This is a genomic window from Paenarthrobacter sp. YJN-D (genome assembly GCF_015040335.1).
GTDB lineage: Bacteria > Actinomycetota > Actinomycetes > Actinomycetales > Micrococcaceae > Arthrobacter > Arthrobacter nicotinovorans.
This window is the reverse complement of sequence record NZ_CP053549.1, coordinates 1,260,572-1,276,662: the sequence shown is the minus strand read 5'-3', so window position 1 is coordinate 1,276,662 and position 16,091 is coordinate 1,260,572. Positions and strand designations below refer to the sequence as shown.

The 16,091-nt window shown below is 63.8% G+C and carries 14 protein-coding genes and 1 tRNA gene; 9 read left to right on the top strand and 6 right to left on the bottom strand.

Annotation, left to right across the window (positions count from 1 at the left end; genetic code table 11):
- Nucleotides 1-18: 18 nt before the first annotated feature.
- Nucleotides 19-651 (bottom strand): copper resistance CopC family protein, encoded by a 633-nt coding sequence (locus HMI60_RS06060; RefSeq protein WP_039239380.1) that lies wholly within the window; start codon nucleotides 649-651, stop codon nucleotides 19-21.
- A gap of 114 nt (nucleotides 652-765) precedes the next feature.
- On the opposite strand from HMI60_RS06060, the gene HMI60_RS06055 reads away from it, so the two are divergent.
- From HMI60_RS06055 to HMI60_RS06030, 6 genes are all read left to right on the top strand, one after another.
- On the top strand, nucleotides 766-2,208 hold the full coding sequence (locus HMI60_RS06055) for an NCS2 family permease (protein ID WP_018780279.1): 1,443 nt from the start codon (nucleotides 766-768) through the stop codon (nucleotides 2,206-2,208).
- Nucleotides 2,209-2,281: 73 nt separating this feature from the next.
- A complete protein-coding gene (gene hutG / locus HMI60_RS06050) occupies nucleotides 2,282-3,229 on the top strand; it encodes a formimidoylglutamase (protein WP_193590753.1) in 948 nt (315 codons plus the stop codon).
- Between the two features lie 60 nt (nucleotides 3,230-3,289).
- Complete coding sequence (locus HMI60_RS06045) at nucleotides 3,290-3,751, top strand: hypothetical protein (protein ID WP_018780281.1); 462 nt, start codon at nucleotides 3,290-3,292, stop codon at nucleotides 3,749-3,751.
- An 84-nt stretch (nucleotides 3,752-3,835) separates the two neighbouring features.
- A tRNA-Cys gene (locus tag HMI60_RS06040) sits at nucleotides 3,836-3,909 on the top strand.
- A gap of 99 nt (nucleotides 3,910-4,008) precedes the next feature.
- Complete coding sequence (locus HMI60_RS06035; RefSeq protein WP_039243563.1) at nucleotides 4,009-5,193, top strand: IS30 family transposase; 1,185 nt, start codon at nucleotides 4,009-4,011, stop codon at nucleotides 5,191-5,193.
- Nucleotides 5,194-5,369: 176 nt separating this feature from the next.
- Nucleotides 5,370-5,591, top strand: coding sequence for a hypothetical protein (locus HMI60_RS06030; RefSeq protein ID WP_018780282.1), 222 nt, complete (start codon nucleotides 5,370-5,372; stop codon nucleotides 5,589-5,591).
- A 105-nt stretch (nucleotides 5,592-5,696) separates the two neighbouring features.
- Here the strand turns inward: HMI60_RS06030 and HMI60_RS06025 are convergent, their stop codons facing one another.
- The 3 genes from HMI60_RS06025 to HMI60_RS06015 all read right to left on the bottom strand — a co-directional run bounded on the left by HMI60_RS06025 (nucleotide 5,697) and on the right by HMI60_RS06015 (nucleotide 9,472).
- On the bottom strand, nucleotides 5,697-5,945 hold the full coding sequence (locus HMI60_RS06025) for a hypothetical protein (RefSeq protein WP_018780283.1): 249 nt from the start codon (nucleotides 5,943-5,945) through the stop codon (nucleotides 5,697-5,699).
- A 197-nt stretch (nucleotides 5,946-6,142) separates the two neighbouring features.
- Complete coding sequence (gene hutH / locus HMI60_RS06020) at nucleotides 6,143-7,735, bottom strand: histidine ammonia-lyase (protein ID WP_018780284.1); 1,593 nt, start codon at nucleotides 7,733-7,735, stop codon at nucleotides 6,143-6,145.
- A 9-nt stretch (nucleotides 7,736-7,744) separates the two neighbouring features.
- Entirely contained in the window at nucleotides 7,745-9,472 is a 1,728-nt protein-coding gene (locus HMI60_RS06015; protein ID WP_193590752.1) for a urocanate hydratase, read from the bottom strand.
- Between the two features lie 162 nt (nucleotides 9,473-9,634).
- On the opposite strand from HMI60_RS06015, the gene HMI60_RS06010 reads away from it, so the two are divergent.
- Nucleotides 9,635-10,078, top strand: a complete 444-nt coding sequence (locus HMI60_RS06010; RefSeq protein WP_193590751.1) for an SRPBCC domain-containing protein — start codon at nucleotides 9,635-9,637, stop codon at nucleotides 10,076-10,078.
- A gap of 23 nt (nucleotides 10,079-10,101) precedes the next feature.
- On the opposite strand, the gene HMI60_RS06005 is transcribed toward HMI60_RS06010, so the two are convergent.
- Both HMI60_RS06005 and HMI60_RS06000 read right to left on the bottom strand, forming a co-directional pair.
- Entirely contained in the window at nucleotides 10,102-10,911 is an 810-nt protein-coding gene (locus tag HMI60_RS06005; RefSeq protein ID WP_018780287.1) for an IclR family transcriptional regulator, read from the bottom strand.
- Nucleotides 10,912-11,078: 167 nt separating this feature from the next.
- Nucleotides 11,079-13,091 carry an ALF repeat-containing protein gene (locus HMI60_RS06000; RefSeq protein ID WP_193590750.1) on the bottom strand — a complete coding sequence of 671 codons (2,013 nt, stop codon included), beginning with the start codon at nucleotides 13,089-13,091 and terminating at the stop codon, nucleotides 11,079-11,081.
- 261 nt (nucleotides 13,092-13,352) lie between these two features.
- On the opposite strand from HMI60_RS06000, the gene HMI60_RS05995 reads away from it, so the two are divergent.
- Nucleotides 13,353-14,789 (top strand): amino acid permease, encoded by a 1,437-nt coding sequence (locus HMI60_RS05995; RefSeq protein ID WP_055975539.1) that lies wholly within the window; start codon nucleotides 13,353-13,355, stop codon nucleotides 14,787-14,789.
- A gap of 87 nt (nucleotides 14,790-14,876) precedes the next feature.
- The gene (locus tag HMI60_RS05990) at nucleotides 14,877-16,061 is read left to right on the top strand and encodes an IS30 family transposase (protein WP_039243563.1); all 1,185 of its coding nucleotides are present in this window, start codon (nucleotides 14,877-14,879) and stop codon (nucleotides 16,059-16,061) included.
- Nucleotides 16,062-16,091 lie beyond the last annotated feature (30 nt).

The window sequence follows — 16,091 nt, the reverse complement described above, 5'->3', positions numbered from 1 at the left end:
GCTACGTAGAAAAGCCCGCTATTCTGCGGCTTCCGGGCGGTTTTCGTCGTCCGATCCGGCAAGTTTCCTGCGGGCTGTAACAGCGAGGAAGATCACGAGGGCAACCGCAACAACCGCAATGACAACAATGCTCCAGGGGAACGGCTGGGACGCATCTGCGGCGGGCGCACTGCCAACTGTTCCCGGAGGAGCCGTACCTGCGGACGGCACCGATCCCGAGGTGGCCGAAGCGGACGCCGAGGGGGCGGCCGAGCCGCTTGCCGCCGTCGTGCTTCCCGCTGTGGCCGTGAACTTGAAGGTGCCCTCAATCGGGTGCGAATCGGAGCTGACAACGCGCCACACCACCGTGTACTCCCCCGCCGGCGCGCCGGCCCGGAGCTTCTGCACGGCCTGGCTGTCGATGATCTCGACCGGCCCGTCTGCCCAGTTCTCGCCGCCGGAGGTTACGGAGACGCCCGATCCGATGGCCAGCGGCCGGTTGTTGAACGTAATGGAGACCGACGCCGGCACTTCAGCCACGGTTGCACCGTTCGCCGGCGCTGTGGATTCCGCGACGTCGTGCGCGGACGCCGGAGCCGCGGAAAACAGCAGGGCAGACGCGAAGGCAAGGGCGGCGACGACGGCGGCCAGAAGCGGGCGGATGGTACGCATGGGGCGGTTTCTCCTAGTGTTGGCTTCCTTACAGACTAGGGGAATGGTCCGAAGCTCCCACATTCAACGGCATAGGATTTGAGAGCACACTCCCCCCAATACCCGGAGACCTTCATGCTTAAACAAGGTTCTGCAGTGGACCGCTATTTCAAGATTTCCGAACGTGGCTCCACGTACTCAAGGGAAATCCGTGGCGGCTTCGCGACATTCTTCGCCATGAGCTACATCGTTGTGCTGAACCCGCTGATCCTCTCGGGGGCAGACTCCAGCGGAGCTTCCCTGGGCTTCACCGCGGTCGCAGCCACCACGGCGTTCGTCGCCGGCATCCTGACCATCCTCATGGGCGCCTGGGCCAAGCACCCCTTCGCTGTGGCCACTGGGCTGGGCGTGAATGCGTTCGTCGCGGTTACCGTGGCCTCGCACCCGCAGCTGACCTGGCCCGACATGATGGGCCTTGTTGTCCTCTCCGGCGTCACGATGCTCATCCTTGTGCTCACCGGCTTCCGCACCGCGGTTTTCAAGGCTGTGCCGGAGGCGTTGAAGACGGCGATCGTGGTGGGCATCGGCTTGTTCATTGCCCTGATCGGCCTGGTGAACGCCGGTTTCGTCCGGCGCATCCCGGACGCTGCGGGCACGACGGTTCCGCTGGGACTCGGTGTTGACGGGAAGCTCATGGGCTGGCCCACTTTGGTGTTTGCCGTCGGTCTGATCCTGACCATCGCCCTGGTGGTCCGCAAGGTCCGAGGCGCCATCCTGATCGGCATCGTGGTCTCCACCGCTCTGGCTGCGATCCTCGAATTCACGCTCCACATCGGCCCCAGCTTCGATGGCAAGAACGTCAACCCCCGTGGCTGGTCCCTGGTGGCCCCCACTTTGTCGGAGTGGGGCGCTCCGGATCTCTCCCTGATCGGCAAGGCCAACCCCTTCGGGGCCTTCGAACACCTCGGCTTCATCGCCGCGGCGCTGCTGGCATTCGTGATCCTGCTGAGCATCTTCTTCGACGCCATGGGCACCATGGTGGGCCTGGCCAATGAGGCCGGAACGGTGGACAAGGACGGCAACATCCCGAACGTGGACCGCGTGCTGCAGGTGGACGCCCTTGGTGCCATCGTCGGCGGCGGGGCCTCGGTTTCCTCCAACCAGATCTTCGTTGAATCCGGCGCGGGCATCGGCGAGGGTGCCCGCACCGGCTTGGCCTCGATCGTGACCGGCGTTCTCTTCCTTATTGCCATGTTCTTCACACCGCTGATCAACCTGGTGCCGTTCGAAGCCGTGGCCCCCGCGCTGGTGGTCGTGGGCTTCATGATGGTTTCCCAGGTGGGGAAGATCGACTGGCAGGACTGGGGAGTCGGGATTCCCGCGTTCCTGACCATCGCCTTGATGCCGTTCACGTACTCCATCGCCAACGGCCTGGGTGCCGGGTTCATCTCGTTCGTGCTGATCCGTACCTTCCAGGGCCGCGCCCGCGAAGTCCACCCCTTGATGTGGGCTGTGGCCGCTGCGTTCCTGCTCTTCTTCGGCATCGGAACCGTTGAGGAACTCCTGGGCGTCAAGTAGGCATTCCGGTATTTCAGACACCCCGGACCCGGAACTGCTGGTATTGGCAGTCCGGGTCCGGTCTGCTTAAAGCATGGAAACACGCGCCGTAATTGTAGATGTCAGCCCCGCCCCGTGGACCGGCCGTTTCGACGGCGACGGCGTTGCGCACCGCCGCTGGTGGCAGGCCGTCACCCCGCACACGCCCGCAGCGGCCAGCACCGCCTCGCGTCCCGCCGTCGTGCTTGGATTCTGCAGTGACGCCGGCGTTCGACGCAACAAGGGCCGCACGGGTGCCGCCGCGGCGCCGGCCGCCATCCGTTCGGTACTGGGACCGCTGGCTTACCACCTGGAACGGGACGTGTTCGACGCCGGCGATGTGGTTGTGGAGGGCGACTCGCTGGAGGCGGGCCAGGAGCGCGCCGGCCGCGCCATCTCGGGATTGCTCGACGCCGGTAACCTCACCGTGGTGCTGGGCGGAGGCCACGAGACCGCGTTTGCCAGCTACTTGGGCGTCGCCGGCTCGGACGTGGTCCAGGGCAAGCGGCTGGGTGTGCTGAACCTTGATGCCCACTTTGACCTGAGGGATGAGCCCACACCGAGCTCGGGCACGCCGTTCCTTCAGATGGCCCGGGCGGAGGCCGCCGCCGGGCGCGAACTGCAGTACGCCGTCGTCGGAATTTCCGAGCCCAACAACACCCGGACCCTTTTTGACACGGCGCAACGCCTGGGCGTGAAGTATCTGCTGGACGAGCAATGCTCACCGGAAGCCGTGGAGGTTTTTGTAGCGGATTTCCTGGCTGGCGTGGATGTCCTGTATCTCACGATCGACCTCGACGTGATGCCGGCCTCGGTGGCACCCGGGGTGAGCGCTCCTGCGGCCTATGGCGTCCCGCTGCCCGTGATCAGCGCGGTATGCCGGCAGGTTGCCGCCAGCGGGAAGTTGCTGCACGTTGATGTCGCCGAACTGAATCCGGAATTCGACATTGATTCCCGGACTGCGAAAGTTGCAGCACGTTTGGTGAACACGCTCCTGGGATAGTCGCCCGCCCCTTTTCCCTCCGGCCTTCGCCGCTTAGCCTGTGTGGAGGGAAGGATGGCGATGCGCGCAGTTCCTGTGCAGGACAAGTGGGCCTGGGTCTCCGGGCTGCTGGCCGTCGGCCTGGGACTGGCGGCGCACCTGACGGCGGGCGGCAGCGCTCCGGCCCTTCCCGTTCTGCTTGGCTTCGCCGCACTGTGCTGCCTGGGGGCCCAACTCCTGGCCCGCTGGGTCCACGGGCCATTGATCCTGCTGCTGGTGTCAGGTGTGGCGCAGCAACTGCTGCACTTTGGGTTCGCTGCATTCGGCGGTTACTACCCCGGGAGTGGATGGGTGGAGCACCTCCACAGCGCCGCACCAGGTCCAGGTGATCCGCCGGCAGCGGCTGGCTTCAGCGGCGGTTCGCCACACATCATGCTCTATACGCACATGGCCGCAGCCATCCTGACTCTCGTGGTTGCTGCCGGGGTCACAGGACTACTCAAACGCGTGTCATTGACGGCAACCAAGGGCAATACTGCGTAGCCGCGCGAAAGCCCGCGTAGCCCTGCGAAAGCCTGCGCAACGAATGTTGTAAGCCCCTGGCCCACGCACCTAGTGTCGACTGCACGTGGTGTACCCAAGAGGCCAGGGAGCTGCCTGCAAAGCAGCGTACGCGGGTTCGAATCCCGCCACCACGTCCAATCGGTCCCGGCGATCGTCCGCCGAGTTGGCAGTTAATGAGGGTGTTTAGTCGGCAAAGTCATAGGGTCGTTGCAACGCTCTGATTGATGGAGCGTTTTATGGTCAAGTTGTTCCCCAAGGCTGCGCGTACTGAGTTTCTTGATTTGGTGTGTGCGGGGATGCCTGTTCGTACTGCTGCCCGGCGTGTCGGGGCGGTGCACGCTACCGGGCACAATTGGTGGGTTCAGTCTGGCCTAATGATGACCGTGAACCGGGGTGCTACCGGAGGTCTTGCCGATCCTGCTCCTTCAGTCGGGGGCCCTGGCCGTGCGTTGGGTCTGGAAGAGCGAGGCATGATCCAGATGGGTGTGCGGATGGGCCTCAGTTACGCGAAGATCGGCGCATTGATCGGGCGGGATAAGTCCGTAGTTTGGCGGGAGGTCAAACGCCACACGAGCGCGGACGGGAAGTACTACGCCTCGGTCGCTCACGCCAAAGCGCATCAGGACAGGCGCCGTCCCAAACCCTTCAGGCTGGCCAAGGACGAGGGTTTGTGCCGGCTGATCGGCGTCTGGATGGATGACGGGTGGAGTCCGAAGCTGATCTCCTCGATGTTGGCGTATTACTTCGGTGACGATCAGACTATGCAGGTGAGCCACGAGACGATCTACCAGGCCCTTTACGTCCAAACCCGCGGGAACCTGCGGGCGGACCTGGCCGAAAAGCTCAGCCTGAAACGCAAACAACGCATCCCCCACGGCACTGACCGGCGCGCCAACAGCCCCTATAAAGAGGCCTTCAAGATCAGCCAACGTCCCGCCGAGGTCCAGGACCGGGCAGTGCCCGGGCATTGGGAAGGTGACCTCATCATCGGCGCCAACGGGACAGCGATCGGAACCTTGGTGGAACGCTCAACCCGGTTCACGATCCTGCTGCACCTGCCAGGGGACCACACCGCGGAAACCGTTGCCGCCGCGATGATCCGGGAGATGGCCTCCCTCCCGGATCACCTGCGCCGGTCGATCACCTGGGACCGCGGCACCGAACTGGCCGACTACGCAAAAATCCAGACCGCTCTCGATACGACGATGTACTTCTGCGACCCGCACTCGCCCTGGCAGCGCGGCACCAACGAAAACACCAACCGGCTCCTGCGGTTCTGGTTCGAGAAAGGCACTGACCTTTCAGTGCACACCCCCGAGGACATCCGCCTGGTCGCAGCGAAACTCAACCGCCGCCCCAGACCAACACTGAACCTCGAGACCCCAGCCAACCGGCTAAACCAGCTGCTACAAGCGGCCTAACCCCCAGCGTTGCTCCCACCAATTGACTTTGCCGTCCAAACATTGGCATTAACTGCCGCCTCGGCGCGCCTGAGACCCAGGTCACTCCACTGCCAGTCATCTTACAAATAATGGGCAAGCTCCGACTATGATTGATGGGTCGCCCTCGCATGCGGCAAGTAATAGGAGGCCCCCAAATGACCCCTGCAATGACTGCAGAACGCGAAATCCGCCTGTCCTTTTCCAGGGCGGACGAAATCCACGACGGACTCGAGCAGGCCGTGGATGCATTGATCAAGAACGCAGCGGCAGACGCCAACTGCGGCATTCTGGTGACCAGGCACGAGCCCGGCACCTACACCGTGGCGCTGGACGAATCCGTTCCCTTCGGTCAGACCCACGAAGTACTCGCTGCCTGATTGCCACCCCTGACGGCATCACTGGCAGCGACGCCAAAAACCGGGGCTCGTCCCCTTCCGCATCTACTACCCGCGGAAGGGGACGAGCCCCGGTTTCTGTTTAAGCTACGCCCGGCGGAGAGTGACGCCGTCGGACTTCATGAACAATTCCTTGCCCTCTTCGGTGACGCCGGGCCCTGAGTGCTCAAGCCACACAACGTTTCCGCTGCTGGAAACCTCCTCAACCCGACCGGCTGCGATGACGTGGGCGTACTTGACCACTTCCACCGTGTCGCCGGCCTTCAGCGTCTTCCAATCGGAAACCGTAGCCGAGTGAGCGTTTCGCCTGGACAGGACTGCTCCGCGTGCCTTCATTGAACTTCTACCCCTTTGTGGATGTTCTCTGTTGTGTATTGAGTTGTGAACGGTTGACCGTCAAGCCCACGACATCTTCGGCGTGGACGTGACGTACACCATAAGTTCTACTACATTTGCCACGCCCCGGTGCCTGCGTTGCGAACAAAGACCGGGGCGTGACAAATCTGCCCATGAAATGAGCATTTTATTCGACGTCAGGCCAAAATCCCGACGGCGGATTCGGCGGCCGCACGGACCGCGCCGGAGCCAACCAAACGGTCAGCCGCTTCGAGTTCGGGCGACAGGAACCGGTCGGTTCCCGGTCCCTGCACCACTTCGCGAAGCACCTCAAGTACTGCCGTGCCGGCAGGACCCGGGGTGAGTTCGCCGTCGGACATCTGCGTACGCATATCAATGGCGCGTGCGCTGGTGACGAGTTCGACGGCGAGCACGCGGCGAAGGTTCTCAACGGCCTTGCGAAGCTTCCGGGCTGCGTGCCAGCCCATGGACACGTGGTCTTCCTGCATCGCGGAGCTCGGGATGGAGTCCACCGATGCCGGTACGGCCAGGCGCTTGTTGTCCGAGACCAGGCCTGCCTGCGTGTACTGGGCGATCATCAGGCCGGAGTCCACTCCGGGGTCTCCGGCGAGGAAGGCCGGGAGTCCGTGCGAGCGGGCCGGGTCCAGCATGCGGTCCGTGCGGCGCTCGGCGATGGAGCTGAGGTCCGCAACAGCGATGGCCAGGAAGTCCAGGACGTACGCCACCGGGGCGCCGTGGAAGTTGCCGTTGGAGGTGACGCGGCCGTCGGGCAGGACCACGGGGTTGTCGATGGCGGCAGCAAGTTCGCGGGACGCCACCAGCGCGGCGTGGTCCACGGTGTCGCGGACGGCGCCGGCAACCTGTGGGGCACAACGAAGCGAGTAGGCGTCCTGCACCTTGGTGTCGTTGATCCTGTGGGAGGCAACGATTGGCGAGTTGGACAGCACACGGAGCATGTTGTCGGCGCTGGCGGCCTGGCCGGGGTGCGGACGCAGTGCTGCGTGGAGTTCCGGCAGGAACACCTGGTCGGTGCCCAGCAGTGCCTCGACGCTGAGCGCTGCGGTGACGTCCGCCGTCGCGAGCAACAGGCGGATGTCGGCGATGGCCATCAGCAGCATGCCAAGCATGCCTTCGGTGCCGTTGACGAGGGCCAGGCCCTCCTTCTCAGCCAGCGTGACGGGCTCGATGCCGTGCTGGGCGAGCAGCTCAGCAACGGGCGCCTTTCCGGCAACGCCGTAGAGCTCGCCGTCGGGGCCCGTTGCTTCACCTTCACCCATGAGGACCAGCGCGCAGTGGGACAGCGGTGCGAGGTCGCCGGAGCAACCGAGCGAACCGAACTCGCGGACCAGCGGGGTGATGCCTGCATTGAGGACGTCCACCATGGTCTGCAGGACCACCGGACGGACGCCGGTGCGGCCCGATGCCAGGGTCTTGGCGCGGAGGAACATGATGCCGCGGACCACTTCCCGTTCCACGGCCGGGCCCATGCCGGCGGCGTGGCTGCGGATCAGCGACTTCTGCAGCTGCGTGCGGAGGTCGTTGGGGATGTGGCGGTTAGCCAGGGCGCCGAAGCCCGTGGAAATGCCGTAGGCGGGGACATCGCTGGTAGCGAGGTCATCGATGTGGGCGCGGACCTTGGCGACGTTGTCCAGGGCTTCCTGGGAGATGGTCACCTTGGCGTCATGGCGCGCGACGGCGACCACGTCTTCCGGGGTCACGCCGCTGGAGCCGAGGGTGACGGTCAGGGGTTCGTGGGTAGTAATAGTCACTTTTGTTGCCTACTTCTCGTTCATGGGGATGCGGACGCCGCGTTCGTTGGCGACCTCGATGGCGCGGTCGTAGCCGGCGTCGACGTGGCGGATGACGCCCATGCCGGGGTCGTTGGTCAGGAGCCGTTCCAGTTTCTGGGCTGCCAGTTCCGTGCCGTCAGCGACGGAAACCTGGCCAGTGTGGATGGACCGGCCAATACCGACACCACCACCGTGGTGGATGGACACCCAGGTAGCGCCCGAGGATGCAGCAGTCAGTGCGTTCAGCAGCGGCCAGTCAGCGACCGCGTCCGAGCCATCCTTCATCGACTCGGTCTCACGGTACGGGGACGCCACGGACCCTGAATCCAGGTGGTCACGACCGATCACGATCGGGGCCTTGACCTTGCCCTCGGCGACGAGCTGGTTGAACAACAACCCGGCCTTGGCGCGTTCGCCGTACCCGAGCCAGCAAATACGTGCCGGCAGGCCCTCGAACTCCACCCGCTCCGCCGCGGCGTCGATCCACTTGTGGAGGTGCTTGTTCTCCGGGAACAACTCCTTGATCGCAGCGTCCGTCACCGCGATGTCTTCCGGATCGCCCGAGAGCGCGACCCAGCGGAACGGGCCCAAACCCTCGCAGAACAACGGACGAATGTACGCGGGGACGAAACCGGGGAATTCGAACGCACGGTCGTACCCGCCCTTACGGGCCTCGTCACGGATCGAGTTTCCGTAATCAAAGACCTCAGCTCCGGCGTCCTGGAACTCCACCATCGCCTGCACATGGCGGGCCATGGAAGCCTGGGCCTTCTTGGTGAACCCTTCCGGATCCGCTTCGGCTTCGGTGTGCCACTCGGCCACGGTGATGCCCTCCGGCAGGTAGGACAACGGGTCATGCGCACTGGTCTGGTCCGTGACCACATCAAAAGTGACTTCGCCGGCCTTGTGGCGGCGCAGCAATTCGGGGAAGACTTCAGCGGCGTTGCCCACGTAACCGACGGACCAGCCGCGGCGCTCGTCCTTGGCGGCCTGGACTTTGGCGATCGCGGTGTCCAGATCGGTTTCGACCTCGTCCAGGTACCGCTTACCCACACGCCGACGCAGACGGGACTCGTCCACATCAACAATCAAGCACGCGCCATCATTCAACGTCACGGCCAGCGGCTGGGCACCGCCCATGCCACCACACCCACCAGTCAAGGTCAGAGTCCCCGCCAAAGGCCCCTCCGAGGAACCCTCCGCAGCCGGGGCCGGGTGCCGGCCCTCCGCAGCGAGCTTATTTCCGACGGCGGCAAAGGTTTCGTAGGTGCCCTGCAGGATGCCCTGGGTGCCGATGTAGATCCAGGACCCGGCCGTCATCTGGCCGTACATCATCAGGCCCTCAGCCTCGAGCCGGCGGAACTCAGGCCACGTAGCCCAATCCCCCACCAGATTCGAGTTCGCCAACAACACCCGCGGCGCCCACTCATTCGTGCGGAAGACACCTACCGGCTTACCCGACTGCACCAGCAGGGTCTCGTCCTTCTCCATGGTTTCCAGGGTCCGGGTAATCGCATCGAACGCAGCCCAGGAACGCGCTGCGCGTCCCGTACCCCCGTAAACGACCAGGTCGTCCGGACGCTCGGCGACCTCGGGGTCGAGGTTGTTCATCAGCATGCGCAACGGCGCCTCGGTCTGCCACGACTTGGCAGTAAGTTCAGTACCCCGGGCGGCCTTGACCGGACGGGCACCAGTAGTGAAATCGGCGGGTGCCATGGTGACTCCTTCGTCTGTGGGAAGTGTGTGGTGGAAAGATCTTCTGCTTCTACTAAAGCCCCTTTACCAAGCGGCCGGAACGGCTTTTCGGGCGGTGCTGTCCGGGATTACAGACATGCGGATGCTCTCGCTTTCGCGCCCGGATGCGCGCATGCTGGACCCATGGCAACGTATCGAGTGTCCACCTTGGTCGCCGCGCCGCCGGAGCGGGTTTTCGACACCTGGACGGATCCTGACAGGTTTACTGAGTGGATCGGCGGCGTCACACGCGTGACCGATCTCGTTGGCTCCACCGACCAGGCCGGCAGCAGCTATACGGTGTGGTTCGGCCGGATGGCGAGTCCCACGGAAGTCATCGCTGCGGAACGGCCGCGGCACATCCGCACCCGCTTCGGCAACGCGATCCTCAAAGGGGAATCGGATGTCACGTTCACCTCGGAAAGTGGTGGCACGCGCATCCAGCAGCTGTTCGAAACACGCGGACTGGTGTCCACGGTGGTGGGACGACTCTTCGCCACGGGATCCTACCGGGGCAGTTTCCGGGGCGAGCTGGAAGCTTTCCGCGCCATGGTTGAACGCGACTCCCCCGGGCCGGGCAGCCGCTAGGGTGCATCGGCGCTTACTAAGCGTCAGCCCGCCGTCGGGCGACCATGGATCCGGACCGACAGTTCGTCGGCGGCTTTCCTGATCCGCGCGGCCAGTACGGGCCATTGCTCAGCCGGCACTTTGTCCTCCAGGAACGTGACGGCGACTGCCGCCGTCGGCCATCCAACGTGGTCAGTCACGGCGACGGCGATGGAGCCGAACCCGGGAGTGATTTCGCCGTTTTCCGTGGCGTAGCCACGCTGGCGCACCTGGTCCAAATGGGACGACAAGGCGGAGTACTTCATGATGGGAAACTCGACATCGTGCCGGGACGTGAAGGCCGCAGCGTTCGGGTAGAGGGCGCGGACCTGCGACTTGGGCAAGGCGGCGAGGATTGCCCGACCGGACGCGGTGAGGTGGCTGGGAAGTCGAACCCCGACGTCGGTCACCAGGCTTGGGCGGTTCTTGGCACGTTCTTCCACGATGTAAAGGACATCGCGGCCATGGAGCACAGCCAGGTGTGCGCTCTCGCCGATGACGTCAACCAGCGACGCCAGCATGGGGCGACCCAGCCGGGACAACGGCTCCTGCCGCGAATAGGCGGAGCTGAGTTCGAAGGCACTGATGCCGAGCCCGTAGCGCTGCTCCTCATGCAGATGGAGGACGAAGCCGTTCGCCTCCATAACGCCCAGAAGGTGGTAGACACTGGACCGCGGCAGGCCCAGTGCCGTGGCGATATTCGACGCCGCCATCGGCCCTCGCCGCGAAGCCAACAGTTTCAGGATGCGCAAGGTGTTTTCGGCAGCCGGGACTTTGGACGTGGCCTTGCCGGGCGCGGTGGGCGTGGTGGTCATGGTTCCTCGCTGCTGGGGGATCTTGAGGGGCGCCGGAGCATACTGTCCGGTATCCCGTACTCAAGCGTGCACCTTTCACAAGGCATTGACCAGCACCGGGCCGCCGGGAGTGTCCGGTATACCGGACACTCTGACGACGTTTTCCGACTGCCCGGAGGCGTTGCCGGCTATCCCTCGGCTGGGGAGGGACCCTTGCGGCGCAACAGGAACGTGATGGCTCCAGCTGCTGCCAGGACCAGTGCCACGATGAGGCCGATGGTCCAGCCACTCATGCCCGCAGAAGAAGCAGCCATCGGAGCAGCCGCCTCCTGTGACTGGGAATCCACCGATGTGGAGCCCTTTGCTGCCGAGGTCGTCGGCGGCACGGAAATGCTCGGTGTGGCGGACGGTGTTGCTGCGGGCTTTTCTACGGACTCCGTGACAGCTCCGGTCTCAGCAAGTCCGACGGCGGGAGCGTACTCGCGCGGCCACGGAATGACGATCGGGGCTGCTCCTGTTCCCGATTGCTGCGATGCATCAACGCTGCCGGCCGCAAGCTGCCCACCAGCGGCTTCAGCCTGGCGTGCGGCTTCAGCGGCCTTCGCAGCGTCAGCCGCCCTACCGGCGTCGAGGATTGCCTGGTCAGTGAGCCGCGACAGCTCTGCGAGAGCGGTGTTTACGGCGGCGGTATGCCGGGCATTCGCCGCGTCCTTTTCGGCAGCAGTGAACTGTTCGCTTGATGCAAATGCCTGAAGTTCCGCTCGCCCGCCCGCCATCGCTACGCCAGCAGCAGTCTGGAGCTCCGGAGAATCGAGCCTTATGAGACCGTCGGCCAATTCCGAGTTATCCAAGTACTGCGCGTCGGAGTGTCCGTACTCGAGGAAGTACCGGACATCTGCATGGTTGACGGACTTAACAGCGTCCTTAGCAGCCTGGACCACGTGCACGCCGCCCGCGGCCATGTGCTGGAAAGCACGCTGCCTGTCGTTAACAAAGGCTGCACTGTCCTGTTCGCTCGCGAGACCGTGACCATCGGCAATGAAGTCCTTGACGGCAGAGTTCCCACCCAGCAGAGCAGCCTCAGCTGCCTTCCGCACTTCAGGCGTACCCACCAATGCGAGGTCCAGTGTGGCCTGGCGGGCTTCCATGATCAAAGGATCAAGATCAGCTCCAGGGGCCGTTAGCGTCGACAGCAAAGCCGGAAGCTCGGCGGCGGCCTTTTTGAATGCAGCCTTGGCGGGCTCTTGGGATGCGAGCCGGGCTTTGTCTATGGCCTGCTTGGGCCAAGCCTGCGAGAAGCGATAGTCCCGCTCTTCCAGCAAGCGCCTCAGGTCGGTCTTCTTGGGGCCATCAACGGCGTGTCGCGCGTTCTCCAGAGCAGTCTTCGCGCGATCCGCCACGGCTGCCGAGCCAGCAGGGTTGGCTGCGATATCTGCCCTCACAGCGTCGAGTGATTTGGTGACCGTAGTCAATTTTTGGTCCTGCGCTGCGGCAACGAACTGACCGTAGCGCAGGTATGTAGCAAGGACTTCAGGGTCGTAGGTGTCCAGAGCAGCCTGCGCTCCGCGAGTGACGGCGGCAATGGGCGAATTGGTCAGGTAGGTTACTGCCTCACGATCCTGGCCCTGAGCGGTCTTTTGCCAGCCTTCGAGAACGAACTTCTCGACAGCCTCACTGCCGTTGTCCAGGCTCTTGGAAGCAGCCATCCGGATGGGACCCGAGTAGTTGAGGAACCGAGTGGCCGTTATCCGCAGGTCGAGATCCCAGGCGCCGGCCCAGCCCTTTGACAGGAAGCTAGTCATCACGCTGGGGTCGTTAGTGGCCAGTACCCTGACCGCGCTCTCCCTGACATTCTCGCTCCCCCGTGTCGTCAGCTCGGTGACCAGCTGCTTCCGGTCAGCTGCCAGCGCGACGTCCTGGCCGCCGTCGAGGAATGCCTGGACCGCGTCCGGCCCACCCACCAAGGCGGCAGCGGCGGCGGTGCGGATTGCGGGACCGCCGGTCTTCCAGAGCTCAACCACGCCAGCGGCGTCACTCACCCGTTCCACGAAAGGCACGGGAGCTTGCGAGGCGTTCGGAACCTCAAAATTCGGCACGTCATAGGCCTGCGCGGGTGCGGCAAAGAGCAAGGATGCCCCGGCCACTACGGCAACAACGGCAGCTGCCCAACGGCGTCGGGTAGCGCGGATTACGGAAATCATGAGTCCCCCAAGTAACAGATGCAAGAGTCAGCACAGAGTTCAAAGGGGGCGACGCGAAATGCGAGGGATGCCTGACCGTGTTGAAGAGCTGTCCGCGGTCATCATATCCGACCGGGAACTATGACTTTTACCACCCTCTGATGAGACCCACAGCATGGTGTCTGCGATCAAAGACACCAATCCCTCGTGAGTCCGATCACAAGGCCGTCAAAAGTGATCTGCTGGATAGCGATCCCCTCCCAAAGACGAGAAGGTTTTACTATGCAACAAACCAAGCTGGCTGTGGAGAGCTCTGTCCTCCAGGCCGCAGGTACGGCGCTCAGCCGAGGCCTCAACGTCCGTCACATCCGCTTCATGGCACTCGGATCCGCGATCGGCACCGGCCTGTTCTACGGCTCGGCATCCGCCATCCAAAAGGCCGGACCGGCCGTCCTGCTTGCCTACATCATCGGCGGCGCGGCCGTGTTCATGGTGATGCGCGCCCTCGGCGAAATGGCCGTCCGACACCCCGTGTCCGGCTCGTTCGGCCAATACGCGAGCCGCTACCTGGGGCCTTTCGCCGGTTTCGTAACCGGGTGGACCTACGTGTTCGAAATGGCGATCGTGGCAATCGCCGACGTCACGGCCTTCAGTATCTACATGGGCTTCTGGTTCCCACAGGTGGACAGATGGATCTGGGTGCTGGCGATCATCCTGTTCCTGGGCGCCATGAACCTGCTCAGCGTGAAGGTGTTTGGTGAGCTTGAGTTCTGGTTCTCGCTGATCAAGGTGGTGGCGATTATCGCCATGATCGTGGGCGGTGCGGCGATCATCGTGTTCGGTTTCCAAACGGGCGACGGCGGTGGCGTGGCACCGGGGCTGGGGAACCTCGTGAACCACGGCGGTTTGTTCCCCAACGGGTTCGAAGGGCTCCTGGCAGCGTTCGCCGTCGTGATGTTTGCGTTTGGCGGGATCGAAACGATCGGCATCACCGCAGGCGAAGCCGCCGACCCCAAAAAGGTCATCCCGCAGGCCGTCAACACCGTGCCCGTGCGGGTGCTCCTGTTCTACGTGCTGACTTTGGGCGTGCTGATGAGCATCTTCCCGTGGAACGAGATCGGCAGCAGCGGCAGCCCGTTCGTGCAGATCTTCGACGGACTGGGCATCCCGGCCGCTCCGCACATCCTCAACGCCGTGGTCATCACCGCCGCGCTCTCGGCGATCAACAGCGACATTTTCGGGGCCGGGCGCATCCTGTTTGGTCTGGCACAGCAGGGCCACGCACCCAAGAGCTTCAGCAAGATTTCCCGCCACGGCGTTCCGTGGATGACCGTGGTGATGATGGGTTGCATCCTGCTGGTGGGCGTCGTTTTGAACGCCGTCATCCCCGAAGACGTGTTCGTGCTCATTGCCTCGATCGCCACCTTCGCCACCGTGTGGGTCTGGGTGATGATCCTGGTTTCGCACGTCGCGATGAAGCGGGAGATCAAGCGCAAGGGCCTGCCGGCGTCGGAATTCGGCTCGCCGCTCTGGCCTGCTGCGTCCATCCTGACCATGGCGTTCATGGCGATGGTCATCGTGATCCTTGGAGTCTTCGAGGACACCCGGGTTGCGCTGTACGTTGGCGGAACCTGGCTGGTACTCCTGTTCGTGGCCTACAAACTGTGGGTCCGCGGTGGTGGCCTTCGCCGGGCCGAATTGGTGGACGAAACCGCCTGATTTTCCACGCCCGTATGACAGTTAATGCCAATGTTCGCGCGGCAAAGTCATAGGGTCGTTGCAACGCTCTGATTGATGGAGCGTTTTATGGTCAAGTTGTTCCCCAAGGCTGCGCGTACTGAGTTTCTTGATTTGGTGTGTGCGGGGATGCCTGTTCGTACTGCTGCCCGGCGTGTCGGGGCGGTGCACGCTACCGGGCACAATTGGTGGGTTCAGTCTGGCCTAATGATGACCGTGAACCGGGGTGCTACCGGAGGTCTTGCCGATCCTGCTCCTTCAGTCGGGGGCCCTGGCCGTGCGTTGGGTCTGGAAGAGCGAGGCATGATCCAGATGGGTGTGCGGATGGGCCTCAGTTACGCGAAGATCGGCGCATTGATCGGGCGGGATAAGTCCGTAGTTTGGCGGGAGGTCAAACGCCACACGAGCGCGGACGGGAAGTACTACGCCTCGGTCGCTCACGCCAAAGCGCATCAGGACAGGCGCCGTCCCAAACCCTTCAGGCTGGCCAAGGACGAGGGTTTGTGCCGGCTGATCGGCGTCTGGATGGATGACGGGTGGAGTCCGAAGCTGATCTCCTCGATGTTGGCGTATTACTTCGGTGACGATCAGACTATGCAGGTGAGCCACGAGACGATCTACCAGGCCCTTTACGTCCAAACCCGCGGGAACCTGCGGGCGGACCTGGCCGAAAAGCTCAGCCTGAAACGCAAACAACGCATCCCCCACGGCACTGACCGGCGCGCCAACAGCCCCTATAAAGAGGCCTTCAAGATCAGCCAACGTCCCGCCGAGGTCCAGGACCGGGCAGTGCCCGGGCATTGGGAAGGTGACCTCATCATCGGCGCCAACGGGACAGCGATCGGAACCTTGGTGGAACGCTCAACCCGGTTCACGATCCTGCTGCACCTGCCAGGGGACCACACCGCGGAAACCGTTGCCGCCGCGATGATCCGGGAGATGGCCTCCCTCCCGGATCACCTGCGCCGGTCGATCACCTGGGACCGCGGCACCGAACTGGCCGACTACGCAAAAATCCAGACCGCTCTCGATACGACGATGTACTTCTGCGACCCGCACTCGCCCTGGCAGCGCGGCACCAACGAAAACACCAACCGGCTCCTGCGGTTCTGGTTCGAGAAAGGCACTGACCTTTCAGTGCACACCCCCGAGGACATCCGCCTGGTCGCAGCGAAACTCAACCGCCGCCCCAGACCCACACTGAACCTCGAGACCCCAGCCAACCGGCTAAACCAGCTGCTACAAGCGGCCTAACCCCCAGCGTTGCTCCCACCAATTGACTTT